Annotated in this window: 28 protein-coding genes; 12 read left to right on the plus strand and 16 right to left on the minus strand. The window is 63.5% G+C overall.

Features of this window, described 5'->3' with window-relative positions; genetic code table 11:
• The first annotated feature begins 4 nt into the window (after positions 1-4).
• A complete protein-coding gene (locus HDIA_RS16025) occupies positions 5-1,156 on the plus strand; it encodes a YncE family protein (RefSeq protein WP_197708037.1) in 1,152 nt (383 codons plus the stop codon).
• A gap of 138 nt (positions 1,157-1,294) precedes the next feature.
• On the opposite strand, the gene HDIA_RS16030 is transcribed toward HDIA_RS16025, so the two are convergent.
• Complete coding sequence (locus tag HDIA_RS16030; protein WP_099557070.1) at positions 1,295-2,239, minus strand: LysR substrate-binding domain-containing protein; 945 nt, start codon at positions 2,237-2,239, stop codon at positions 1,295-1,297.
• A 99-nt stretch (positions 2,240-2,338) separates the two neighbouring features.
• On the opposite strand from HDIA_RS16030, the gene HDIA_RS16035 reads away from it, so the two are divergent.
• From HDIA_RS16035 to HDIA_RS26115, 8 genes are all read left to right on the plus strand, one after another.
• On the plus strand, positions 2,339-3,262 hold the full coding sequence (locus HDIA_RS16035) for a PhzF family phenazine biosynthesis protein (RefSeq protein WP_099557071.1): 924 nt from the start codon (positions 2,339-2,341) through the stop codon (positions 3,260-3,262).
• A gap of 35 nt (positions 3,263-3,297) precedes the next feature.
• Positions 3,298-4,110 carry an MBL fold metallo-hydrolase gene (locus HDIA_RS16040; RefSeq protein WP_099557072.1) on the plus strand — a complete coding sequence of 271 codons (813 nt, stop codon included), beginning with the start codon at positions 3,298-3,300 and terminating at the stop codon, positions 4,108-4,110.
• A gap of 13 nt (positions 4,111-4,123) precedes the next feature.
• The gene (locus HDIA_RS16045; protein WP_099557073.1) at positions 4,124-4,330 is read left to right on the plus strand and encodes a DUF1127 domain-containing protein; all 207 of its coding nucleotides are present in this window, start codon (positions 4,124-4,126) and stop codon (positions 4,328-4,330) included.
• 68 nt (positions 4,331-4,398) lie between these two features.
• Positions 4,399-4,848 (plus strand): ester cyclase, encoded by a 450-nt coding sequence (locus HDIA_RS16050; protein WP_099557074.1) that lies wholly within the window; start codon positions 4,399-4,401, stop codon positions 4,846-4,848.
• Positions 4,849-5,132: 284 nt separating this feature from the next.
• The gene (locus tag HDIA_RS16055; protein WP_099557075.1) at positions 5,133-6,044 is read left to right on the plus strand and encodes an IS1595 family transposase; all 912 of its coding nucleotides are present in this window, start codon (positions 5,133-5,135) and stop codon (positions 6,042-6,044) included.
• Entirely contained in the window at positions 6,041-6,259 is a 219-nt protein-coding gene (locus HDIA_RS25410; protein WP_157775693.1) for a hypothetical protein, read from the plus strand. The genes HDIA_RS16055 and HDIA_RS25410 overlap by 4 nt, the downstream gene beginning before the upstream one ends.
• 378 nt (positions 6,260-6,637) lie before the next feature.
• Complete coding sequence (locus HDIA_RS16060; protein WP_099557076.1) at positions 6,638-7,177, plus strand: hypothetical protein; 540 nt, start codon at positions 6,638-6,640, stop codon at positions 7,175-7,177.
• A 355-nt stretch (positions 7,178-7,532) separates the two neighbouring features.
• Positions 7,533-7,787, plus strand: coding sequence for a YdhR family protein (locus tag HDIA_RS26115; protein ID WP_157775817.1), 255 nt, complete (start codon positions 7,533-7,535; stop codon positions 7,785-7,787).
• A gap of 18 nt (positions 7,788-7,805) precedes the next feature.
• Here HDIA_RS26115 and HDIA_RS16065 read toward each other — a convergent pair whose 3' ends face one another.
• From HDIA_RS16065 to HDIA_RS16105, 9 genes are all read right to left on the minus strand, one after another.
• Positions 7,806-8,291 carry a VOC family protein gene (locus HDIA_RS16065; RefSeq protein WP_099557077.1) on the minus strand — a complete coding sequence of 162 codons (486 nt, stop codon included), beginning with the start codon at positions 8,289-8,291 and terminating at the stop codon, positions 7,806-7,808.
• Between the two features lie 44 nt (positions 8,292-8,335).
• A complete protein-coding gene (locus tag HDIA_RS16070; protein ID WP_099557078.1) occupies positions 8,336-8,986 on the minus strand; it encodes a glutathione S-transferase family protein in 651 nt (216 codons plus the stop codon).
• Positions 8,987-9,271: 285 nt separating this feature from the next.
• Complete coding sequence (locus HDIA_RS16075; RefSeq protein ID WP_099557079.1) at positions 9,272-9,679, minus strand: VOC family protein; 408 nt, start codon at positions 9,677-9,679, stop codon at positions 9,272-9,274.
• Positions 9,680-9,775: 96 nt separating this feature from the next.
• Entirely contained in the window at positions 9,776-11,047 is a 1,272-nt protein-coding gene (locus tag HDIA_RS16080) for an RNA polymerase sigma factor (protein WP_099557080.1), read from the minus strand.
• Positions 11,031-11,408, minus strand: coding sequence for a YciI family protein (locus tag HDIA_RS16085; RefSeq protein ID WP_099557081.1), 378 nt, complete (start codon positions 11,406-11,408; stop codon positions 11,031-11,033). Before HDIA_RS16085 ends, HDIA_RS16080 begins: the two co-directional genes overlap by 17 nt.
• 129 nt (positions 11,409-11,537) lie before the next feature.
• Positions 11,538-12,104 carry a putative glycolipid-binding domain-containing protein gene (locus HDIA_RS16090; RefSeq protein WP_099557082.1) on the minus strand — a complete coding sequence of 189 codons (567 nt, stop codon included), beginning with the start codon at positions 12,102-12,104 and terminating at the stop codon, positions 11,538-11,540.
• 38 nt (positions 12,105-12,142) lie between these two features.
• Positions 12,143-12,586 carry an SRPBCC family protein gene (locus tag HDIA_RS16095; RefSeq protein WP_099557083.1) on the minus strand — a complete coding sequence of 148 codons (444 nt, stop codon included), beginning with the start codon at positions 12,584-12,586 and terminating at the stop codon, positions 12,143-12,145.
• A 291-nt stretch (positions 12,587-12,877) separates the two neighbouring features.
• Positions 12,878-13,531 carry a Vgb family protein gene (locus HDIA_RS16100; protein WP_099558950.1) on the minus strand — a complete coding sequence of 218 codons (654 nt, stop codon included), beginning with the start codon at positions 13,529-13,531 and terminating at the stop codon, positions 12,878-12,880.
• 92 nt (positions 13,532-13,623) lie between these two features.
• Positions 13,624-14,844, minus strand: coding sequence for a helix-turn-helix domain-containing protein (locus HDIA_RS16105; RefSeq protein WP_099557084.1), 1,221 nt, complete (start codon positions 14,842-14,844; stop codon positions 13,624-13,626).
• Between the two features lie 106 nt (positions 14,845-14,950).
• Between HDIA_RS16105 and HDIA_RS16110 the strand changes: the two genes are divergently transcribed.
• Positions 14,951-15,247: a hypothetical protein gene (locus HDIA_RS16110; RefSeq protein WP_099557085.1), complete on the plus strand. Its 297-nt coding sequence runs from the start codon at positions 14,951-14,953 to the stop codon at positions 15,245-15,247.
• 2 nt (positions 15,248-15,249) lie between these two features.
• Positions 15,250-15,945 carry a DUF899 domain-containing protein gene (locus HDIA_RS16115; RefSeq protein WP_099557086.1) on the plus strand — a complete coding sequence of 232 codons (696 nt, stop codon included), beginning with the start codon at positions 15,250-15,252 and terminating at the stop codon, positions 15,943-15,945.
• A gap of 338 nt (positions 15,946-16,283) precedes the next feature.
• On the opposite strand, the gene cynS is transcribed toward HDIA_RS16115, so the two are convergent.
• From cynS to HDIA_RS16135, 4 genes are all read right to left on the minus strand, one after another.
• On the minus strand, positions 16,284-16,724 hold the full coding sequence (gene cynS, locus HDIA_RS16120) for a cyanase (protein ID WP_099557087.1): 441 nt from the start codon (positions 16,722-16,724) through the stop codon (positions 16,284-16,286).
• Between the two features lie 91 nt (positions 16,725-16,815).
• Positions 16,816-17,736, minus strand: coding sequence for an ABC transporter ATP-binding protein (locus HDIA_RS16125; protein ID WP_099557088.1), 921 nt, complete (start codon positions 17,734-17,736; stop codon positions 16,816-16,818).
• An 8-nt stretch (positions 17,737-17,744) separates the two neighbouring features.
• A complete protein-coding gene (gene ntrB / locus HDIA_RS16130; RefSeq protein ID WP_099557089.1) occupies positions 17,745-18,575 on the minus strand; it encodes a nitrate ABC transporter permease in 831 nt (276 codons plus the stop codon).
• Between the two features lie 4 nt (positions 18,576-18,579).
• Entirely contained in the window at positions 18,580-19,965 is a 1,386-nt protein-coding gene (locus HDIA_RS16135) for a CmpA/NrtA family ABC transporter substrate-binding protein (protein ID WP_099557090.1), read from the minus strand.
• Between the two features lie 312 nt (positions 19,966-20,277).
• Between HDIA_RS16135 and HDIA_RS16140 the strand changes: the two genes are divergently transcribed.
• Complete coding sequence (locus HDIA_RS16140) at positions 20,278-22,272, plus strand: sigma 54-interacting transcriptional regulator (protein ID WP_245883900.1); 1,995 nt, start codon at positions 20,278-20,280, stop codon at positions 22,270-22,272.
• A gap of 52 nt (positions 22,273-22,324) precedes the next feature.
• Here the strand turns inward: HDIA_RS16140 and uraD are convergent, their stop codons facing one another.
• A complete protein-coding gene (uraD, locus tag HDIA_RS16145; protein WP_099557092.1) occupies positions 22,325-23,197 on the minus strand; it encodes a 2-oxo-4-hydroxy-4-carboxy-5-ureidoimidazoline decarboxylase in 873 nt (290 codons plus the stop codon).
• 18 nt (positions 23,198-23,215) lie between these two features.
• A complete protein-coding gene (locus HDIA_RS16150; protein WP_099557093.1) occupies positions 23,216-24,025 on the minus strand; it encodes an ABC transporter permease in 810 nt (269 codons plus the stop codon).
• Between the last annotated feature and the right edge of the window lie 7 nt (positions 24,026-24,032).

The following is a 24,032-nucleotide window of genomic DNA, read 5'->3' on the forward strand; positions in this document are numbered from 1 at the left end:
GACCATGAAAAAGATACTCGCAGTCGCCGCGCTCGCCGCAGCCATCACATTGGCCGGGGCCTTCCGTCCCGCGCAGGCGGAGCAACCGGCCCTGATCCTCTACGAGACCAAGGGCCAACAGGCGGTCCGCCAGGAGGGCATCGCATTCGTCGAACTCGACCCGGACGCGCCGGACTATGGGCGGATTCTCGCCCAGATCCCGCTGCCGCCGGACCTGATCTCGCATCACATCTTCTACAATCCCGCGCGCGACCGGGCCTACCTCACCTCGCTTGGCCGCTCCGAGTTGCGGGTTCTCGACGTCACAAGCTTTCCCTACCGGACCAAAGTCGTGCCGGTTCCCGGCTGTGACGTGGGCGAGGACGTCGCCTTTTCCGAGGCACAGAATCGCTGGTATCTCACCTGCATGGGCAGCTCGATCGTCATCGTCGGCGACGCGAAGTCGGACGAGGTGCTCGAAACCATGCAGATGCCTGTGCCCTACCCGCACGGCATCACCGTCCATGACGGCATCGACCGCATGCTGGTGACGAGCACCATCAACCCGAAGGACCCGACGGATGCCGGCGAAGCGATCGTGGTCATCCAGCCGAGTACCGGCAAGGTATTGTCGACGCACAAGGTTTCCGACAAGCCGTCGCCGTCGGGCACGGCGCCCGTCGAGGCGTTCTTCGTCCCCGGAACTGAGCCGCCGATTGCCTACATCACCAACATGATCGAAGGCCGCATCTGGATCGCCGAATGGCAGCCGGAGACCGAGACGTTCGCCTTCCGCGGAGATTTCGATTTCGCCGCGATCGGCCAGGGCATGGCGCTTGAGGTCTACTTCAATGCCGCGGGCGACCGGGCCTACGTGACCACGGCGCTGCCGGGGCATCTGAACGCCTTCGACATCTCCGATCCACGTGCGCCCAGGCACCTCTACGCGGTCGAGGCGGCGGGCGGCGCCCATCACCTGGTGTTCTCGCCCGACGGCAACCGCGCCTATGTGCAGAACAGCCTGATCAACATCCCGGGCATGAACGACGGTTCGATCTCTGTGATCGATCTGGTGGCAGGCAAGAAGCTCGGCTCCATCGACACGTTCAAGGACGCGGGCCTGACGATCAACACGATCATGCTGACGCCCGAGGCAAAGGACTTTCACGCCCACTGACGCCACCGCGCTCCGGCGTCCTCGTGCACATTCTTCGCCCGGAGCGTGTTGCCAGTCACAAGCTGATCGTCGCCGATCGCCGCGGCGACGACCCGGATCGGGCTGGCATCGCGGAGACCCGAATCTGACGAAATTCGCTCAGAGATGTCCGGCCTTTGCTCCATCTGGCCCGGCGGTCGACAGAAGGCCGCTCAGCCACCGTGCCAGTGCCTCGATGGCTTCGGAGCCCGCCTGTTCGTGGGACGTCACCAGCCAATAGCTGGCGTCAATCGGCACCGGAGGGCCAATCGGCACGAGCAGCCCGTTCGCGATGTCATCCTCGATCAGCAGCGTGCGGCCGAGCGCGATGCCGAGCCCGCCGATGGCCGCCTGGAGCATCACGTCGGCACGGTCGAAATCCTGTCGGGAGACGGCGGGGTCGATCGTTCGGCCGAGGCCACGGGCATAGGTCTCCCAGGCCACCAGCCCGCTCCATCGGCCGCTTCCCGTGTCGCCAAGCAGAAGCAGACCGTCCGGCACGAGCGGGTCCATGGGCGCAGCGTTCTTGCGGACCAGAGACGGTGCAACGACGGGCTGAAGGCTGCATCGAAGCAAGCGCCTGGAATGAAGGCCGGGATAGGGACCGACACCGAAACGCAACGCCGCATCCACGCCGGCATGCCCGAGCTCGACAAGTCCCTCCATGATCTCCACGGAAACGTCGATCCCGGCCTCTCGAGCGAGGGGCAGGCGCGGCACCAGCCATTTCATGGCCAGTGACGACATCACCGACAGCCGAATGGTCGGCAAACGACGCACCTCACGCGCCGCAGCGAGCGCGCGGGTCAATTCGCTGACAACGTCACGCGACGCGTCGCAGAGGATGGCGCCGGACCGTGTCGGCACGACGCGGCGTGTCGTCCGCTCGAAAAGCGTCAGACCGAGCAACCGTTCCAGCGCGCGGATGCGGTGGCTTACCGCGCTCGGATCGAGATCCAGACGGTCCGCCGCTCCGGCGAAGCTGCCCTCCTCCGCGATCGCCTTCAACAGCGGCGCCACCGAGAGCAGGCGGTCGACCAGCGTCTCTATCGTCCGTTCATTCATGAAACGACCTCATGCATAGCTGAGGCCGCGACTATGGGTCGGAAGGCCGTTTCGAGCAAGAAAGGCGTCACCGAAAGCCCGAACCGACGGAGATCGCCGATGCCGACCCATGAACTGGAGACCATCCCCGAAGTCACCCTCCATGTTGTCGCCGCCTTCACGCGGGGCGAGGACGGCGGCAACCTCGCAGGCGTCGTTCTGGACGCCGATGGCCTCGCCGAAACGCACATGCAGGCGATTGCCGCGGACGCCGGATATTCGGAGACGGTCTTCGTCTCGCGCCTGACCGCGGCCGGCGCCCGGCTCGATTTCTTCACGCCGACACGGCGGATCGCCGATTGCGGCCATGCCACCGTCGCGGCCTTCTGGCTGCTGCGCGAGACCGGTCGCATTCGGCCCGGCAAAACATCGAAGGAAATTCAGGACGGCGTTCGCCGCATCGTCGTGACCGACAACGAGATATTCATGGCGCAGCGCGAACCGCGCTACCGTTTTCAGGCGGAATGGACCGGTGTGCGCCTGACGGATGTGCTGGCGGCGCTTGGCCTGACGCCCTCGCAGCTCGATGCCACCTTCGAGCCATTGATTGCCGATGCCGGCGGTCCTTTCATCATGATCGCCTTGCGCGGCGAGGCCGATCTGGCTGGCGTCGTTCCGGATCAGGCCGCTCTCCTGGCAATCAGCGAGACGCTGGACCTCACCGGATTCTATCTCTTCGCCGCCGACCCCGCCTCCGGTGCGGGCGACGTTACGACGCGGATGTTCGCGCCGCGCTACGGCATTCCTGAGGAAAGCGCGACCGGCATGGCGGCTGGAGCCCTAGGCGCCGTCCTGCATGACATCGCCGGCCGTCCCGGTCCCGAGTTCCGCATCGAGCAGGGCCGGCATATGCGCCCCGCCTCGCCCAGCCTGCTGAAGGTGCGGCTCGGTCTCTCCGGCGACGGTCACGCCAGGGACGTCATGACAGGCGGTGCAGCCGCGCTGCGCGCGGCGCGTCAGGTCGCAGCGCCCCCTTCGCGCTGAAATCCACAAAAATCCATCGCTTCAGGGAGTTGCCGATGTCCCAGCAACCTGCCCCCCGCCAGGGCCCGATCCGTCGTATCGCCGGCGACTGGCACGTCATTCCCGGCTGGCTGCCGGTGCCCGATCTCGGCGTCTTGCCGGTCAATGCCTTTCTGCTGGCCGGACCGGAACCGATGCTGGTCGACACCGGGCTTGCCGCTCTTTCCGATGCGTTCGTCGCGGCGCTCGCCGCGCGCATCGACCCGGCCGACCTTCGCTACATCTGGCTCAGCCACACCGACGCCGACCACATCGGCAACCTCGACCGTATTCTCGACCTCGCCCCGAACGCCCGCGTCGTCACCAATTTCCTGGGGGCCGGCAAGATGCAGTTGCTGGGAAAGGGGGATCCAGCTCGCCTGCATCTGCTCCAGCCCGGCGAGGTCTTCGAGGTTGGCGGCCACCGTCTGCACCAGGTGAGGCCGCCCTATTACGACGCGCCGGAGACCATGGGCTTCTTCGATCCGGTCGACCGGGCCTACTTCGCCGCCGATGCCTTCGGGGCACTGCTGCCGGCGGAGGCAGCGTCGGTCGACGAGATCGCCGCGGAGACCCTGCGCGACGGACTGGTCGGCTGGTCGAGCGTCGACGCACCCTGGCTGGCGCATATGGACCAGCCAACACTCGGCCGCATGCTCTCCGGTCTCGAGCGGTTGGCGCCCGAGCACCTGCTGTCCGGTCATCTGCCGGACGCGCGCGGCCTTGCTCCCCTGACATCGGTCATCCGGCACGCCTACGCCCGCGGCACGACCGATGCCGTGCCTCCCGAAACCATCCGGCAGATCGAGACCCTGCTGACCCGATCCTAGAAAGGACCCTGACATGACCACGACCACGCTCTGCTGCCCGGCGCCATCGCAGCGCCGCCGCTCGTTCTTCACCGCCATCCTGAAGCGCTTTCGCGGTCATCTGCGGATAAGCCGCGACCTGCGCCACGTGGAAGAACTGGATGACGACCTCCTGCGCGACATCGGCCTTGAGCGCTCGAACATCCGCATGGCTCTGAAAACCGGAAGACCAGTCCGCTGACCGACAGGCAGGACGAACGCGAAGGGCTTCCTCGGACCCCGTCGTGAACAGACAGAAAGGAGAACCCCATGACCAATGCCATCATCCGGCAGAACCGGGAAACGGTGGCCCGTTTCCTGGCCGGCACCCATTCCGCCAATATCGAGGACGTTGCGGTGATCGACGAGACCGTCGTGCCGCATATCGTCTGCCACGGATTTCCCGGCTTTCCAGACGGGGAGTTCCGCGACCGGGAAAGCTACAAGACCTTCTTCCGCGTCTTCCGCCAGTCCTTCAGCGACATGAGCTTTTCGACGCTCAAGACCATCGCGACCGAGGAGTTCGTGTCGGCACACTGGGAAATCTGGGCGACGCATTCCGGCGAGTTCCGGAACATTGCGCCCGGCGGCGCGCGCGTCGTCTTCGACGGCGTCGCTCTCTATCGGATGGAGGACGGCAAGATCGCCGAAACCTGGCTGACGATCAACGAGCCGTTGCTCCTCTCGCAACTGGGCAAGGGCGCTGAACGGGCCGCCTGATGCCGCCGCCGCGAGCCGGATACCGGACCCACTGGCCGATCCGGGCGCGGCGGGCCGCTGTCATTCCCCTCGCCCCCGCAAAGGACGACGATCCATGACCGCAACCCTCCTGATGGTGACCTATCGTCTGCGTATCGAAGCCGGCGTCTTTCGGCAGCATGCCCGGGAACCCGCGGCCGGGATCACCCGGGCGCCGGGGCTTGTCTGGAAAATATGGGGACCTATATACCTGTTAGACCCAAACTGGAATTGAGGCTATGGTGTCTTCATAAACGGAGATCGCCATGTTTCGCTTCGACAGCCTTTTCGATCTGATGGATGCCTTCCCGGATGAACAGTCCTGTGTGGATCATCTCCGTTCGATCCGCTGGCGCGATGGCGAGTTCTGCCCGCATTGCAATGGCGGGCGTATCTACCATTTCTCGGACCGTAAGACGTTCAAATGCTCTGACTGCCGCAAGCGGTTTTCGATCAAAGTTGGAACGATCTTTGAGGATACGAAACTTCCGCTTCGTAAGTGGTTTATGGCGATCTGGCTGATCACCAACCACCCAAAGGGGATTGCCTCGACGACGTTGGCGAAGGACCTGAAAGTCACGCAAAAAACGGCATGGTTCGTTCTGCACCGCCTGCGTCATGCAGCCCGTACGCAGTCATTCAATGCTCCGCTCAAAGGCACCGTCGAGACTGACGAAACGTTCGTCGGCGGCAAGGAGAAGAACAAACACGCCAAGGACCGCAAGGGCGGTACTCAAGGCGGCAAAGGCAAGGAAATCGTGCTCGGTATGTTGGAATGCGAAGGCGAGCTTCGTGCTGGTGTCGTGTCAGACTTGAGAGTTCATACGGTGCAGGGTGAAATTCGGGAGAACGTCGCGAAGGGAACGACGATCATGACGGACGAGCATCCGTCGTACAAAGGTTTGTCAGGCGACTATTTCCATCACTCTGTAAACCACAGTGCCGGAGAGTATGTCCGCCACTACATTATCCACACGAATGGAATTGAGAGTGTGTGGGCGCTTCTCAAGCGGCAGATCAACGGAATTCATCATTGGGTGTCGCCAAAGCACCTGAACCGCTATGTGAATGAAATGACATGGCACTTCAACCGCCGCGACCTTGAAACGACAGAGCGTATGAACGATCTGTTCTCTTGTGTTGAAGGGCGTCTTCGGTACAAGGAACTGATCGCATGACCGGAGACCGAAAGACCGAACCGCCTTTCGGACTGGATATGGATTTCGGGGAGGCGCTTGAGCGGTTTGCTCGTACCGATCCGAAGGAAGTTGCGGAGAGCATAGAGCGCTCGAAGCAAAAAAAGCCGCCGCAGGATGAGACCTTGCGACGGCCAAAGACTTCCCGCAGTAGGGAAGACAAGTCGTCATCCTCGGGCCGCCAGCGCAAGCCGTAGGATGATCTGCACATCAGTTAGGCCGGATACCCGCGGTAATGACCGCGGACATACTCCAGCTTACCGAAACGGACACGATAGTAAGGGCTAACCCAAACCATATGCCGTCTCCTGCGGTTGCGCACCGCAATGGACAACGCGCCATCTCCTGTGTTAGGAAATGGCGCAGTTGCCTAGACATGGTCGGTGCTTTTCGTAGGGGCCCCATGTCCGGTAACCCAAGGAACCCACGTCGGCCGGCCAGCCTTCGTGGGTTTTCCTGTATCTGGGCTATCCGACTCTTAACCGATTGTAAAACGACATTCAAGCCAGCATTCGTATGTTGCGAAAAGTCTCCGTTTGTTCTACATTCTCGTGGAATAGAAGGCGGAGTGCGCTATGTCTGACAAGGCTTTTGAAAACGCAAAAATGAAGAAAGAACAGCTACTTGCGCGGAAAAAGGTGATCTTGCAGGAGATGTCAGAGATTGATGATACGATCAATCGGATCGACAGATTCATGAAGGATTGGCAGTCTTTCGCGGAAGATTCAGTTCCCGATCAGCCCATTTCGGATGGTGGTTCGCTCATGCAGCGCACGCCGCGAACGAGGAACCCATCTAAGGAAGATGTCGCCGAAGCGGCTTACGAGATAATTCAGGAGAGGGGTGAGCCAATCCCGCGCGATGAATTATTCGACTTGCTGTCCGAGCGTGGAATAACCATTCAGGGGAAAGACCCACAGATGGTTCTTTCAACGATGTTGTGGCGGATGAAAGATGTCATCATCAGGATACCAAATTACGGCTATTGGCTACGAAATGAGCCACATCCAGAAGCCGGGTACGATCCAAGCACCCCGTATCGCGCCGACGATGAACATTCGGACATGGTGCACCGAGATATCGCAGGAACATTGCCGAACGTTGATGAAGATTGAATAGAACCCGGCCAATGAGCCGGGTTTTTTATTGGAGTTCCGTCAATGATGAATGCCGATGCCAGGAACAGTAGTGCGATCACCGCCTTCTCGGCGCTACGCCAAGCCCCTCTAGAACCTCCTTCACGATATCCGTCTTTATCGCGATTGGGTCTATGGATACGCCGCATATGGCTTTGCAGTACGGACAAACGATACTGACGCCGGTCCAGAGTGGACCGGAGATTTTGTCCCCGATCTCGCATCGTTCCATTTCGAAGTGCGCTGTTGGTTTATCGCATTTCGGACACTGGCCATGACCTAGAAGCAGGAGGACACCCTCCGATTAGTATTGTGATCATAACACAATCTCAGGATAAGGTCACACACGTATATAGTCGCAAAAATTTGGGGCCTCGACGAGACCACCGGCGAGGGCACGAGCGTCTATCTCTTTCGGGATGCGGACCTTGCGAAAGCCTTTGCCTGCGGGCCGCAGATCGAGGCGCTTCGCAGCGGTCCGGCGACGGACGTGGCGATCCGTCTGGCACCGATCGAGGAGGATCTGTCCCGCATCACCCATGCGGCGCCGGCACTCGCAGCGCCGGCGTCCCCGACGGCCTCCTCTTGATCACCATCCAAATGGCGCTCAGCCCTGGTTCGCCGCGGCGGCCTCGATCGCGGCGATGTCGATCTTCTGCATCGTCATCATCGCATCCATCGCACGCTTGGCCTTTTCCCGGTCAGGGTCGGTCATCAGCTCGATAAGGCGCTTCGGCGTGATCTGCCAGGAATGACCCCAGCGGTCCTTGCACCAGCCACACTCGCTCTCCTTGCCGCCGTTGCCGACGATCGCGCTCCAGTAACGGTCGGTCTCCTCCTGATCTTCGGTCAACACCATGAAGCTGACGGCCTCGTTGGGTGTGAAGATCGGACCACCGTTGAGGCCGACGAACGAGCGGCCGAGCACTGTGAATTCCACCGTCAGTTCATCGCCTTCCTTGCCGCCGGGAAAGCCGGACGGTGAGGCGTTCACCCGGTCGACATGGCTGTCGGGAAAAGTCTCCGCATAGAACGCCGCCGCCTTGCCGGCTTCGCCATGGTCGAACCACAGGCAGGTCACGAGGTTGGTCATATCGTTTCTCCTCCGTTGCTTGGGTATGCTCCGGCGGACCCGCGTCAGGGGCTCGACAAAGCAGTGAAAACGGCCAGTTGTGCGGCGAATGCCCGCTTGTAGGCCGGCCGGTCCTCGCCGCGGGCAACATAGGCGGCGAGGTTGGGGAATTCGCCGAGAAGTCCCGACGCTTTGAGCCTGAGCAGCACCGATACCATCATCAGGTCACCGGCACTGAACCCGCCCTCCAGCCATTCGGCATCGCCCAGGTGATCGGAAAGCTGGCCGAGGCGGATACGGATGCGATCGTCGGTCAGGCGCAGGCGCTGCTCGCTCCAGGGTTCCTCGCTCTCCGCCAGCTTCGTGGTCGTCCGATCGAGAATCGGCGGCTCCACGGTGTTGAGGGCCGCGAACATCCACATGATCGCGCGCGCCCGGGGGCCGGTTTCGGACGGCAGCAAGCCTGCATGGCGCTCGGCGATGTGAAAGATGATCGCGCCCGTCTCGAACAGGACAAGATCGCCGTCCTCGTAGGTCGGGATCTGCCCGAACGGCTGAAGTGCGAGATGCCCGGCCTCTTTCATTTCCCTGAAGGAAAGGAGGCGCACGTCATAGGGCACTCCCACTTCTTCCAAGGCCCAGCGAACGCGGGTATCGCGGGCAAGGCCTGCGCCGCGATCCGGTGACTGCCTGAAAGCGGTGATGGTGACGGTCATCGGAAGACTTCCACTGACTGTCGCGCTCTATCGGATTTGACAGGCGCGGCTGCGAAGACGGATTTCATCGGGACCTCCGGTGCTCGTTGCGTCCTGTCCCAAGGACGAAGAACGCTCCCGCCTCACGACACACCATCTGAAATTTTCTTCACCGGCGGCGCCGCTCCTGCCAATACGCAATCCGTAAAAGGTGTTCTGGGCCGGCTTGGAGGTCAGCGCCCCGGCGCCTTGCGCCAGTGTCAGCGCTTCATGGACCTCCCCGCGCCGCGTGACTGTTCCTGGCGATCAGGCCGGCACGCCGCTCATGTCCATCCAGACAGCCTCGAAGATGTTGCCGTCCGGGTCGGCGAAAGCGCGGTTGTACATCCAGCCGAAATCCATCGTGTCCCGGTCGCCCGTTTGCCCGCCCGAAGCCTCGGCCGCTGTCATGATGGCGTCGACCGCGTCCCGGCTGTCGAGCGAGAGGGCAAAAAGCGCAGGGCAGACCTCATGCGCGTCGGCGATCGGCAGGGAGATGAAGGACGCGAATTTCTCGTGCGTCATGATCTGAAAGAAAATCGTGTCGGACCAGACCATGCTGGACGACGTCTCGTCGCTGAACTGCTCGTTCTTCTGAAAGCCGATCGCCTCGTAGAACGCCGTCGCCCGAGCCAGGTCCTTCACCGGCAGGTTGACGAAAATCATTCTGGTCATGGTCGTCCTCCTCACTTTCGGTCGTGATTGTCTCGTCTTTGTCCGCCATGCCGCCGAAAGGCATCAGGCTGCCGGACGGCGCGAAAGCCGGATCGGTCAGGGCGCCTTCTCGGCCTCGATGCAAGTGCCTTCCAGCCGGTCGAGATGCTGGCGAATATGCGCGGCTTCGCCAGGCGTATTGGCGAGCGCGATGGCACGCCGGAAAGCCTCGCGGGCATCGGCATTGCGCCCAAGCCGCTCCAGCATCGTGCCGCGCACTCCGTGAAAGTAGAAATATCCGTCCAGCGCATCGGACAGGGGCGCGATCATCTCCAGTGCCGCCTCGGCGCCGCGCAGCTTCCAGACGGCGACCGCCCGGTTGAGCGTCACGACGGGCGACGGCGCATGACGTTCGAGCGCCCCATAGAGTTGGTCGATGCCCGCCCAGTCCGTTTCCTCCGGCCTTGCGGCACGCGCATGCAGCGCCGCGATCGCCGCCTGAATCTGATAGGGACCGGGCCGATGGTGAAGCATCGCCTTGTCGATCATCGCCAGCGCCTCGGAGATCATGGCGCGGTTCCATCGCGAGCGGTCCTGATCGTCCAGCAGGACAGGAGCGCCATCCTCGTCGAAACGCGCCGTCTGACGCGAATGCTGGAGAAGCATCAGAGCGAGAAGACCCATCATCTCCGGCTCCGCCGGGAAGAGGCGCAGCATGAGCCGGGCAAGGCGTAGCGCCTCGTCGCAAAGCCTCGTCCGGTCGCTCGCCGGGTTGGCGTCCGTGTAGCCTTCGTTGAAGACGAGGTAGATCATCGCGGACACGGCCGCGAAGCGCTCCGCGCGCTCGACCGGACCGGGCACCTCGAAGGGAATGTCGGCACTGGCAATGCGGCTCTTGGCGCGCGTGATCCGCTGCTCCATCGCCCGCTCGCCGACAAGGAATGCGGCAGCGATCCGGGCGACGGAAAGGCCTGAAACGACCCTGAGGGCCAGCGCGATCTGCTGCGTCGCCGGCAGGTCCGGATGGCAGCAGACGAAAAGAAGCCGCAGGATGTCGTCGCGGTAGTCGGCCGCATCCAGCCGCTCCGCCATGGTGGGTTCCGCGTCCTCACGGTCGGAGAGGGTTTCCTCGTCGGGCAGTTCGGTCAGCCTGGCCTGCCGGCGCAGGTGATCGAGCGCCGCGTTCCGCCCGACCATGATCAGCCAGCCGGCAGCATCCCTCGGCGGGCCGTTCTTCGGCCAGGCCTTCAGGGCCCGGAGACAGGCTTCCTGGAACGCTTCCTCGGCAAGATCGAGATCGCGGAAATAGCGCAGGAGAGCCGCGATCACCTGCGGCCGGGCACCCGTCAGGCGGGCCTCGATCCAGTTCGGATCAGGAGGCTGGATCATCGTCGATGGCCTCCCCGTCCGGATAATACATCCAGACCGGCCGCAGTTCGTAGGCGCCGCCCGGATTGGCCTCCGTCAGGTCGCGGGCGATTTGCAGCGCCACGTCGAGATTTTCGACATCGAGGATATAGAGGCCGAGCAGCTGTTCCTTCGTCTCGGCGAAGGGACCGTCGAGAACGACATTCTCGGTCTTGCGCAAGGTCGTCGCCGCGCTCGTCGGCATCAGCCGGACGATGGGCTTGAAGTTCTTGGCCCACTTGCGATGAACGACCTTCAGACGCGCCATGACCGCCGCGTCCTCTTCCTCCGTCCAGGCGGTGGTGACGTCCTCGTCGTTATAGCAAAGCATGGTGTAGAGCATTTCCGGTCCTCCGCTTCCAGGACGATCGAGGCGCGCCCGTTCCGACACCCGACCGCAATATTTTTGCGTCCCATGTCTCGATCGGTCCGGCGAACGATCGAGACAGCAGGGCTGTCGTTGATCCGCCCTCTAATAGGCGTGGAGATACTCCGCCTTCCACAGACCCGGATAGTCCAGCACGATGCCGAACTCGTTGGTCACCAGGCTAGCCTCGTATCCGTGTCGCGGTGATGTATAGGCAAGCACGGTGGGGGAAATGCGTTCGTAGGTTTGCAGCAACGGCTTTGCGGTCCAGTCCGCGGTATCGAGCCAGACCGCTGTCGTCTCCGTTTTCTCGCCGATGCCAAGGTCCAGCCTGCGAATCGCATTGGTGTTGCTTGCGGGCGAGAAGCCGAGATCGACGTCGAGAAGACCGTGGCTGAGATCAACGGGACGACCGTCCACGACCCAGACGCCGTCGGGTCTCTGTCCGATCCGGAGGGACAGTTCGCGGCCGCCGACCCAGCCCCGGACATCGGCCTCCCGGGTGGCCCAGTTGTGCCCGCAGAGCAGGCGGTAGGAGAGGCTGGCGATCGCATCGCCGTCGACGAAGGTGGCCGTTCCTTCGATCGTCCAGCCATCGCCGCCGGCATAGATGCGGCAGGCATCCATGCCTTTTTGATCCAGCCTGCTCCAGAGCACCTGCCAGCGATCCATCCTCGGCACTCCCTCGGATCCACCACCAGACGGACCGGCTACTGGTTGATCTCGGGCTCGACGAGCTTTGCCAGTTTCCGCAGGCTGTCCTGCCAGCCGAGATAGCAGGCCTCGAGCGGGATGACGTCCGGAACGCCCTGCTGCTCGATCGTCACGTCGGTGCCGACCGACACGGCCTTCAGTATCACGGTGACCTTCATCTCGCCGGGCAGGTTGGGGTCGTCGAAGGAGTCGGTATAGACGAGCCGCTCGCCCGGCACGAGTTCCAGGTATTGCCCGCCGAAGGAATGACTCTCGCCCGTCGTGAAGTTGCGGAAGGACATTCTGTGCCGGCCCCCGACCTTGCCCTCCAGCTCATGCACCGTGCAGAGGTAGCCGAAGGGCGGAAGCCAGCTGGCAACGGCATCCGGTTCGAGAAAGGCCCGATAGAGCTTTTCGGGTTTGGTGGCGAAAACGCGATGCAGGTGGACGGTGTTCGGCATGACGGTTTCCTTTCGCTTCGGTGGTGCAAGACCGTTTTAGGACTGCGTCTCAGTCGAACGGCGGCTTCATTGGCCTTGCTTGCCGCTCCGTCTTGAAGACGTCTCCTCGAACGGCATTCCGACATCGGCACGAAAATTTTTTCGCAAGGACGCCTCCCGGAAGATCTTTAGGCCAACATGAGGGCTTTGTTCGGACGAAGCGGTCGCACCGTCCGGCGCCATCGGCACACCTGATGCTCCCCCTGCCCCGATTGGACGGAAAACAAGCCGGTGACGCCCGACTTGCGCCACCTACCCGGAGGCAAGCTCCGCCTTTCCCGGCCTGCGGACCGCCCGCACTTTGCCGCTGCTGCCTCCGCCGCAGAAGAAGCGGTCTTTCCCGTCGGATTCCAGCCCGGAAACCCCCATCCCCGCCGGCATTTCCATGCTGACAAGCACTTCCCCCGTCTTCGGGTCGATACGCCGGACGTCGCTTGCGTTGTCCTGCCAGGTGCCGTGCCAAAGCTCGCCGTCGACCCAGGTGACGCCGGTGACGAAGCGGTCGGATTCGATCGTGCGGATCACCTCGCCAGTCGCAGGATCGATCTGAATGATCTTCCGGCCGCGATGCTGGCCGACCCAAAGGCTGCCTTCCGCCCACGCAAGCCCGGAATCGCCCCCGCCCCCCGGCGCCGGAATGGAGCCGAGCACTGCGCCCGTAGCCGGATCGATCTTTCGGATCACGGTCTCCGCAATCTGGTAGAGGTAAGTCCCGTCGAAGGCCGTTCCGGCATCCGCCTCGACGCCGAGAGAGCGGCCGATCTCGCCGCTCTCCGGATTGAGGGCATTCAGCGTCTCGCCGGAGCCAAACCAGACGGATTCTCCGTCGAAGCTCACTCCGCTGACGGCGTCGACACCCGGAAAGGGGCCATATTCGCGAAGAATGTCTGCTGGCATGCGTTTCATCTGCTGATCCTCAATGAAACCCGGCTGAAGCGGGCACTCGTCCTGCTGTCGGAACATCCGGACTTCCGGCAGCGGTCCTGACGATTGCCTGCTTACCCTCCCGGCACGGGCCCCGGGAGTAACAAGCTTGTCGGGAAGCCGGGCACGCTGGCCGCAATCCAGCGGCAGGCCCGGCCGCGCCCGAAGGATTCCACCTTTCCGCCGGCCGTCAGCGCATCGAGCGAACGCTGCACGGTCCGCGCACTGACGCCAAGGGCAAGCGCCAAGGCCGAACTCGACCAGGCCTCGCCGTCGCCGAGCAGCGCAAGGACCGCCGCGTGATCGTCGTCGGCAGGCGGTGCAAGCACGACGACGTCGCCCTCCCCCAGCGGCTCCAGAAGAAAGCCGCGCTTGGTGGCTTTCAGTCCGGCGAAGGGGGCAAGTGCCTTGCGAAGACGGCCGATTTCAACACGCAGACGTGCGCGATGGGACTCGTCGGCCTGCCGCGCTCCGAAGGCGCGGACGAGAAGCGCTTCCCGCGAGACATCGTGAGGCCAGGCCTCGGCGAGCGCGCGGGCCAGCGCAAACAGGACCTGACGGCCCGCGAGCGGGACCACCGCCTGCCCGCACCGGACCGTAGTCCGGCAGGCGTCGACAACGAAAGCGCCGGAGGCAAACAGCGCCTCGACATCGCCAAGCCGGACAAGCCGCTCAGAGCCGCCGGCAACAAGGCGGGCGGCAGGCGCATCAAGCGCCCGCGACGCAAGGTCGACTTCGGCCGACAGCGACGCAATGCCCGCTTTTCCTGCCGCCGCCATGGCCTGCCCCAGTGCGGCTTTTGCCTCCTGCGTCCTGATGCGGCGTCTGGCGATACCGGCAATGACGAGAAAGGAACCGGCCTGCGACGGCAATGGCAGCATGTCGAAGTCGATCCGCGCCAGCATCCGGTCGGCCTTCTCGAGTTTGCCGATCAGCAGATGGGCGCGGGCCAGCAGGTAAGCCGCATGCGCTGCGTTCCTGCGATCTCCAAGCGCCTCGAGCGTTGCAAATGCATCATCGAGCCTCTCCAGGGCCTGGACGAGATCGCGGGAAACGAGCGCAATCTCGGCCTCGCCAAGCTGGCACCGGGCACGGGCAAGGGGCTCCGTCGCACCGAAGGCACGCGCGGCCTTGCGGAAAAGCTCGCGGGCGCGGGCAAGGTCGCCAAGCTGGGCCATGGCCGTGCCGCGCAAGGCGAGAGCCGGCGCATCCTCGCGCAGGGCAACCCGCTTCAGGGCGGAAAACGCATCGCCGGCAGCCAGCGCCCGCGCCGCCGCGGTGATCAGCGAGTCCATGGAAATCCCGTCACACTTGTCACTCACGCACCTCGCCGCCGGCGGCCTATCCCTTGTCTCGCACAGCAACAGCCGGAAACGGCGAATTTCAGTCGGAGGTTCGACAATGACATCGATCGGCACGGCAGGGAAAGCCGGCACACCGGCCTCGATCGCCTGCGGGGCGGCCGGCTGGCTCGGCCTTGCCGCCTCACCGACCTTCACGCTGATGGCGTGGATCTCGGCGGCAGACAGTCACCAGGCGATGATGTGCGCGCCTGCGTCGGACCTCATGCCCTTCAGCGAGATGACCTTGATGTACCTGCTGATGGGTCTTTTCCACCTGTCCCCGTGGCTCCGGCTTGCCTCTGGCATCCGGCATCCACTCAACCGCCGCTCGCCAAGCGGAACCCAAGGAGACTGACCATGCAAAATTCCATCGTATCCCGTGACGAATGGCTCACCGCCCGCAAGGCGCTCCTCACCAGGGAGCTTGCCATGACCCACGAACTCGACGCGCTGCGCACCGAGCGTCGGCAACTGCCCTGGGTCCGGCTCGAGAAGGATTATGTCTTCGACAGCGCCACGGGCAAGCGCACGCTCGCTGACCTCTTCGGCTCCCGCAGCCAGCTTGCCGTCTATCATTTCATGCTGACGCCCGGTTCCGGCCACATCTGCCCCGGCTGCTCCTTCACCATGGATCACGTCGACGGCGCCCGGCAGCATTTCGAGCAGGCCGATCTCGCCTTCGCCGCGGTCTCCCGCGCGTCCGTCGAAGAAATCGAGGCGGCGAAGAGCCGCCTGGGCTGGAGCTTTCCCTGGGTGTCGTCCGGCGACGGTGACTTCAACTACGACTTCGCCGTCTCCTTCACGCCGGAGGCCCGGGAGGCCGGACGGGCGCTCTACAACTACGGCAGGACGCCGATCGAGAAGGCGTCCGACATGTTCGGCGTCAGCGTTTTCGTCAAGAACGAGGACGGCGCGATCTTCCACACCTACTCGACCTATCACCGCGGCACAGAATTGCTGATGGGCGCCTTCAACTGGCTCGATCTCGCCCCCAAGGGACGCAACGAGACCGGCGGCACGATGAGTTGGGTGCGGCTGCACGATACCTACTGATCGGCCTCGGACAGACGAGGGATCAACCGGACCAGCCCTTCCCGCCACGCTCGGGAGGGGCTGGAGCCCCTCCCTCAATCATCTGAAATTTCCAGTTTTTCCGAAGAAGAAGCGGCACCAGGCCGATTCATACCCGACGCAATGACGCCGCATCACGCAGGCCCGGCGCAAGGCAGAATGCTATGGCCCATGTCTGCAAAGAGCATGAGAGAGCCCGCGCCGAACGTGTGCAGCCCGATCTGACTGGTCCAGATTGCGTGTTGGCGCATGACTTGTCTCGATCCGCCCCGAGAGGATCGGGCCCCCGGAGCGGCCTCGCAGAGCGCCAGCGGCGCCGCTCACCACTGATTGTAGGACAGGAACTTGCCGCTCATCGTCACCACGATGCGGTCGCCCTTCGGATAGGGCACCTTCTCGACCTTCATGTCGAAATCGATGGCGCTCATGATGCCGTCGCCACCCTTTTCCTGAATGAGCTCCTTCAGCGTATCGCCGTAAACGCCCATGATCTCGTAGAAGCGGTAGATGCACGGATCGGTCGGGATCTGCTGGGCGAAGATCTTGGTCGGATATTCCGCCAACACCATGCCCGCCTCCTGCGGCAGGCCGAGGGTCGTCACGAGGATGTCGGCCTTGTCGCGCGGCATCGAGTTCATGCCGAGGCAGGCGGACGTGGTGAACACCTCCGACATGCCGATGGCCTCCGCGATCGCCGCCCAGGTCATGCCCGTGGTGCGCTTCCGCTCCATGATCATCTCGGTGACTTCAAGCTTGTTCATTCTCTTGGTCCTTTTCTGCCTTTTCTTGAATTTTTCCAATGCTCTCGGGCGCGGTCGTGCATCTGTCTCGCGCGGCCGAGCTTCCCGGAGGTCACCGTTTCAGGGCGACGATCTTGGTCTCCGCCGCCGGGTGCTCCTCCTCGCTCTCGCCGCCAAGAGCGGGACGGACGGTGCGCGGTTCGGTTCTCCGGCCGCCGTCGTCGGCCTTCTGGCCGGCAAGTTCCCTGGAGCGGTGGGCCAGGAACTCCACGAGGTGGTTGCGGATCTTGTAGTAGCCCTCGTGGTGGATGATCTCGGTGCGGCTGCGCGGCCGGGGAATGTCGACGATGACGTTCTCCGCCACCTGCGCATTGGGGCCGTTCGTCATCAGGAGGATGCGGTCGGCGAGCAGGATCGCCTCGTCGACGTCATGGGTGATCATGAACACCGTCTGGTCGGAGCCAGACCAGATGCGGATGAGTTCGTCCTGGATCGTGCCTCGCGTCAGCGCGTCGAGCGCCCCGAAAGGCTCGTCGAGCAGAAGCAGCTTCGGATGGATGGCGAAGGCCCGGGCGATCGAGACGCGCTGGCGCATGCCGCCGGAAAGCTGCGAGGGCTTGCGATGCTCCGCCCCGCCGGACAATCCCACCATCTCCAGATACTTGTAGGCGTGTTCCTGCACCTGCGCCTTCGACCACTGCGGATGGCGGGCACGCACGCCGAAGGTCACGTTCTTCAGCGCCGACAGCCACGGCAGCAGCGAATAGTTCTGGAAGACGACGCCCCGGTCGAGGCTCGGGCCGGCCACCTCCCCGCCGTCCATGGTGACGGCACCGGATGTGGCGCTGTCGAGGCCGGCGAGCACGTTGAGGATGGTCGACTTGCCGCAACCCGAATGGCCGATGATGCAGACGAATTCGCCCTTGGCGATGTCGAAGCTGACATTCTCGAAGACGGTCAGCGGTTCTCCGCCCGGCGGGGCCGGAAAGCGCTTCGTAAGGTTGTCGATTTCCAGGAAGGATTGATCGGTCATGACGGGTCCTATTCCTGGTACTGGACGGCGCGCAGCACCTGCGCGAAGGCGGCATCGAGCAGCATGCCGACGACGCCGATGGTAAGGATGGAGAAGATGACGGAGGTGAGGTCGAGGTTGTTCCACTCGTTCCAGACGTAGTAGCCAATTCCCGTGCCGCCCACGAGCATCTCGGCCGCCACGATCACCAGCCAGGCGATGCCGATGGAAATGCGCATGCCGGTGAGGATGGTGGGCGCGGCCGCCGGCAGGATCACCGTGAAGGCAGTCCGGAGCGCACCCAGTTCGTGGGTGCGGGCGACATTGACCCAGTCCTTGCGCACGCCGGCGACGCCGAAGGCTGTGTTGATCAGCATCGGCCAGATCGAGCAGATGAAGATCACGAAAATCGCCGAGGCGTTGCTGTCCTTGATGATGAAGAGGGCAAGCGGCATCCAGGCGAGCGGCGAGATGGGCCGCAGCACCTGGATGAACGGATCGAGCGCCTTATAGAAGAGCGGCGACATGCCGATCAGGAACCCGACCGGAATCGCGATCAGCGCCGCCATGAAATAGCCGCTCAGCACGCGAACGAGGGAATAGGCCACCTGGATGCCGATGCCCTTGTCGTTCGGCCCGTTGTCGTAGAACGGGTTGGAGAGTTCCTCCCACGCCCGCTGAAGGACGGCCGACGGAGGCGGCACACGGGCCTCCTGGTCCGCGCCGCCCATCAGCATCTCGTATTCGGTCATCTCCTCGGCGGATTTGACCTTGGGCGTCGCCAGTTCCCACGCGCCGAGCCCGAAGACCAGCAACACGAGGGAAAGGATGGCAGCCCTGAGGTTGAGGCTCGCGGGCATTTGGTCAGGCCCGCTTGATGTCGAAGCTCTGGACGTAGGCCTCCGGCTCGGCCGGGTCGAAGGTTTTGCCCATGATCGTGTAGCTCTTGTAGGTCTCCTCCGGCGGCGTGACGCCGAGGTCCTTCATGATCTTGGCGCAGTCGCCGGCGAGATAGACCTGCTCGGCGACGCCCTTGTAGTCGACGTCCCCCTCGATGTAGCCCCAGCGCTTCATCTGGGTCAGGATCCACACGCCCATGGAGTGCCAGGGGAAGGGATCGAAGTCGATCCGGTTCGGCTCGTCCTTGATGTTTCCGAGCCCGTCGGCATAGCGCCCGGTCAGCACCTGCTCGATCACCGGCACCGGCTGGTTGAGATAGTTCGCCGGCGCGATGGCCGCCGAGATTTCCTTCCGGTTCTCCGCCGCGTGGGCGTATTGCGTGGCATCCACCAGCGCCTTCAAAAGCGCGCCGTAGGTGTTCGGCATCGTCTCGGCGAATTCCTGGCTGCAGGCGAAGGCGCAGCAGGGATGCCCCTCCCATATCTCCTTGGTCAGCTTGTGAATGAAGCCGACCTTCTCCCACACCGCGCGCTGGTTGAAGGGATCGGGCGAGAGATAGCCGTCGAGATTGCCGGCGCGCAGGTTGGCGACCATTTCCGGCGGCGGTACGACGCGGATCTGGATGTCCGTGTCGGGGTCGAGGCCGTGCTCGGCGACGTAGTAGCGCAGCAGGAAGTTGTGCATCGAGTATTCGAACGGCACGCCGAACTTGAAGCCCTTCCATTTCTTCGGGTCGTCGTTCTTGTCGAGATGGTCGACATGCAGGACGATCGCCTGGCCGTTGATGTTCTCCACCGCCGGCATCAGGAAGGGCGTTGCCGTGGAGCCCGCGCCCATGGTGATGGCGAGCGGCATCGGCGTCAGCATATGGGCGGCGTCATATTCCTTGTTGAGCGACTTGTCGCGCGCGACCGCCCAGCCGGCCGTCTTGATGACGTCGACGTCGAGCCCGTATTTCTCGTAGAACCCCATGGGCTTGGCCATGATGATCGGCGTCGCGCAGGTGATCGGAACGAACCCCACCGCAAGCTTGGCCTTTTCGGGCGTTCCGAGCGTGTCGAGAATGGCGGCCTTGGCCTTGTCGAGCGGCAGCACCGAGCCGATGGCCGCCGCCAGCGTCGTGCCGCCGAGCATCTTGGCGAAGGACCGGCGCGAAATCTCGTTGTGGCCGAAGACGGAGCGCACCACGGCGCTGTCGATGGCGCGCGACAGGATATCCTCATGGGTGTTAGCCGGCGCATCGGCGACGAAATCGCCCGCTGTTCTGCGGCAGTCGTCGCAGCCGCACGACATGCCGTGCCTGAGGTCGCTGTCACCGTCGAATGGATTGCCGAGACTCTTGCTTGCCATGTTCGTTCCCCATCGTTGGACTTATCGCCGCAGCGTCGTTGGCGCGGCGTCTGACGAGGAGATTGGCAAGCGTTATGCCAAGCTGGCTTCTCTGATTTTATGTATTAATTTCAATATACTATAGAAACCATCCATCACTCCGAAATTTACGACTTTTCATGAATTACAAATTTTCATAATCTTCAGTTACGAAAATTCGCAAAGGGCAGATGCATGAGCGACGGCGAGCGGACCAGCCATGGCGGCCCTTTCGAAGCGCTGGACGCCGGCAATGAGGGAGGCGAAGGCTGCCCCTGTTGCGCGGCGAAGCCCGTGAACGACGCTGTCGCCGGCGACAAGGAAAGACAGCCGTCTTCCACCGCAGACCATGACCGCAGGGATACGACCCTCAACCCGCAGCATCTTGGCGCCATTCTGTTGCGCCAGTTCTTCGAGCGTGCCCCCAACGCGACCCTGCTGATCGCGCCGGAAAGCGGGCTCGTCATCCAGGCCAACAGGGCTGCGAGCGCCCTCTTCCGGCGCAAGGCACAGACCATTGCGGGACGCTCGCTCGCCGAGTTCTACCCCGAGCAGATGGGAATCTGGCACGTCTTCACCGAGGAAGCCCTGGTGCGCGGCCATGCCTTCACCCGCGACCTCACGCTTGCCCTGCCCGACGGCAGGCCGCATCGGCTGGAGCACATGGCCGTGGCGACGGAGCAGGATGGCGAGGACTACCTCCTCGTGACGATCACCGACCTCGACGTCCAGGCCCAGCGCTCCGTGGACGACGAGGCGAACACCTATCATCGCAAGGGCCTCGACGAATGGCGTCGCGCCGAGCGCTATTTCCGCGAGATCGAGCGCGAGCACCATCTCATCCTCGCCGCCGCCGGCGAAGGCATCTACGGCGTCAACGTCCAAGGCGAGACGACCTTCGTCAATCCGGCCGCAGCCACGATGCTCGGCTACGATCCGGCCGAACTCATCGGCAAGGACATGCACTCGGTCATCCACCATCACAAGGCCGACGGAACGCCCTACGCGGTCGCCGACTGCCCGATCTACAACGCCTTCAAGCAGGGCACGGTGAAGACCGTCGACGACGAGGTCTTCTGGGGCAAGGATGGCCGGTCCGTGCGCGTCGAATACACCTCGACGCCGATCGTCGATAATGGCGCGATGGTCGGCGCCGTGATCGTCTTTCGCGACATTTCCGAGCGCAAGCTGAACGAGGAGCGCCTGCGCACGGCCCTTGCGGACAACGCCCGCCTGCGCGAACGGCTGGAGATGGAAAACGCCTATCTTCGCGAGGAAATCCGCAGCCAGGCCCACCACCACAATATCCTCGGCACCTCCGACGCGGTGGCCAACCTGATCCGCCAGATCGAGCTCGTCGCCCCGACCGACGCCAACGTGCTCGTCACCGGCGAGAGCGGCACCGGCAAGGAACTCGTCGCCCACGCGATCCATCGCGCCTCCGCCCGCTCCGACCGGCCGCTGATCCGCGTCAACTGCGCCGCCATTCCGCGCGAACTCTTCGAGAGCGAGTTCTTCGGCCATGTCCGGGGCGCTTTCACCGGCGCCCTTCGTGACCGGGTCGGCCGCTTCGAACTCGCCAACGGCGGCACCATCTTCCTCGACGAAGTCGGCGAAATCCCCCTCGACCTGCAATCGAAGCTGCTGCGCGTGCTTCAGGATCGCCGCTTCGAGCGCATCGGCGAGGACCGCACGCGCGAGGTCGACGTGCGCGTGATCGCGGCGACCAACCGCGATCTCAAGCAGGAATCGGCCGCCGGCCGGTTCCGGGAAGATCTCTACTTCCGGCTCAACGTCTTCCCGATCGAATGCCTGCCGCTGCGCGAACGCACGGGCGACATTCCGGTGCTGGCCGCCGAGTTCCTGGCAACGACCTGCGCCCGGCTGAACCTTCCGGTTCCCAAGCTCACGAAAGCCAATGTCGAAATGCTCAGGGCCTATTCCTGGCCCGGCAATGCGCGCGAACTCCAGAACGTGGTCGAGCGCGCGGCCATTCTCGCCCGTGGCGGCAAGCTGGCCTTTTCCCTGCCCGAGACGGGCCGCCCCGGATCGGCCACCGAGACAGCGACCAACGCTGTGGATGCGGCCGGCGACGACGCCGGCTCCATTCTGACGGCGGCTGAAATGATCGCCCTTGAAGAGGCAAACATCCGCCGCGCGCTTGAGGCATGCCGCGGCAAGGTCTCCGGCCCCGGCGGAGCGGCCGAATTGCTCGGCATGAAGGCAACGACGCTCTATTCGAGGCTGAAGGCAATGGCCCCGCCCTCTGAACCTCCGCCCGGAACTTGAGGCGCGTCACGACAAGGGACCGGCAAGGACGGCATCCGAACGGGCCGCTCTGTCAGTTTCCGCGATAGGTCGTGTAGGAACCTGGCGTCAGGAGGAGCGGCACGTGATAGTGCTCTTCCGGATTCCAGACCGAAAATGCAATCCGCACCTTGCCAAGATAGGTCCGCTCGACCGTCGCATAGCCCTGGCGGGCGAAATAGGTCGGCGTGTCGAAGTGCCACTCGTAATCGCCGGCCTCGACGGGCCAGTCGCCGTTCGTCGCGAACTGGCCTTGCTGGTCGGTTTGATGGGTGGCCAGACATTCCATGTTGCCCGACGGAAGCCTTTTCCAGAGCTCGATCCCGATCCCGGCCGCAGGTGCCGCACGAACGGTGTCGAGGACATGGGTCGAGAGACCTCCGCTCGTGGCCGGCGTCACGCGATCGAGCAGGCGCATCCAGCTAATTGCCCGGATCTCCGCCAGCGCCTCTTCTCGTTCTGCCGCCGGTGAGGCACCGATCCGCCGCTGGAAGCTGGCAAGCATCGTCTCCAGGGAGGCATTGCGAACCGCCAGAATGAAGGGAAAGCCGAAGCGCGCCTCATAGGCGTCGTTGAGCTGGCCGAGAAGGCCCGTTGTCTCCGGGTCGAGCGCGTTCAGCCCTGCCGATGTCTGCTCGCCAGTGGATTCGGCGGTGGTTCCCTTCCGAAGCGTCTCCGGCGAAAGCCTCGGATGACCGTTCAGAAAGGCAATGAGACGATCTCCCTCCAGCGCGCGCAGCGCCTGCATCATCGCATCATGCAGCATGGTGAGGCTGGCGAAGGGCCGCTTGTGCCAGACCATATCGCAAACCCAGGGGGCATTTTCGAAGACCGGCCCGAGAACGGCCTGAAACCGGTCCTGCGGGCAGTCGTTGAGCACGTCGAGCGGGATAGGCTGAAAGGTCATTGGCGAATGCTCTAGAAGTCATTTCATGAACCGGGAGAACCCGGCAACGCGTTCCATCAGAACCATCATCACGACCGTCATGATGATGATCACCCCGCAGGCCGAGGCGGCCCGGCTGTCGAGCTGGTTCTGGATGATGTCCCAGAGGTGTATGGGCAGCACCTGCGTGCGGGTGTCCTGCAGGAAAAGCGACACCGGCACGTTGTCGAAGGAGGCCATGAAGGCAATGAAGGCGCCGGAGGCGACACCCGGCGCGATCAGCGGCAGGGTGATCTTGCGGAAAGTGTAGGCTTCCCCTGCCCCGAGGCTCTTGGAACAATCGAGCAGCGCCGGATCGAGTTGCGAGAGGCTGGCGAGCGTCGTGCGCATGATGAACGGCACGCTCACCACCACATGGCCGATTGTCAGGGTCAGCATCGAAGGGCGAATGCCGAGCATCGAGAACATCATCAGCGCGGCGAAGCCGAAGGCGAGTGCCGGCAGGATCAGGGGCGAGAGAAACAGGGTTTCCGCCGCCCGCGCCCAGGCCTTGTCGCTGCGGTAGACGCCAAGCGCCGCCGAGACTGCCAGAATGCAGGAAAGTCCCGTTGCCATGACGGCGACCTTGAAGCTGAGCCAGGCCGCATCCTGAATCTCGTTGGCGTCGAGAAGAGCCAGATACCAGCGAAAGGAATATCCGGACGGGGGAAAGCGCAGCGCCTCGTCCGACGTGAACGAGAGCATCAGGATGACGACGGTCGGGAAGATCAGCACGAAGACGGTGATCGCGGCGATGAGGCCGAAGACCGCCCGGAAGCTGATCACATCCCAGTTGAGCGCGCGGACCATGGCCTCA

It is taken from the genome of Hartmannibacter diazotrophicus, from assembly GCF_900231165.1.
GTDB classification, from domain to species: Bacteria; Pseudomonadota; Alphaproteobacteria; order Rhizobiales; family Pleomorphomonadaceae; genus Hartmannibacter; species Hartmannibacter diazotrophicus.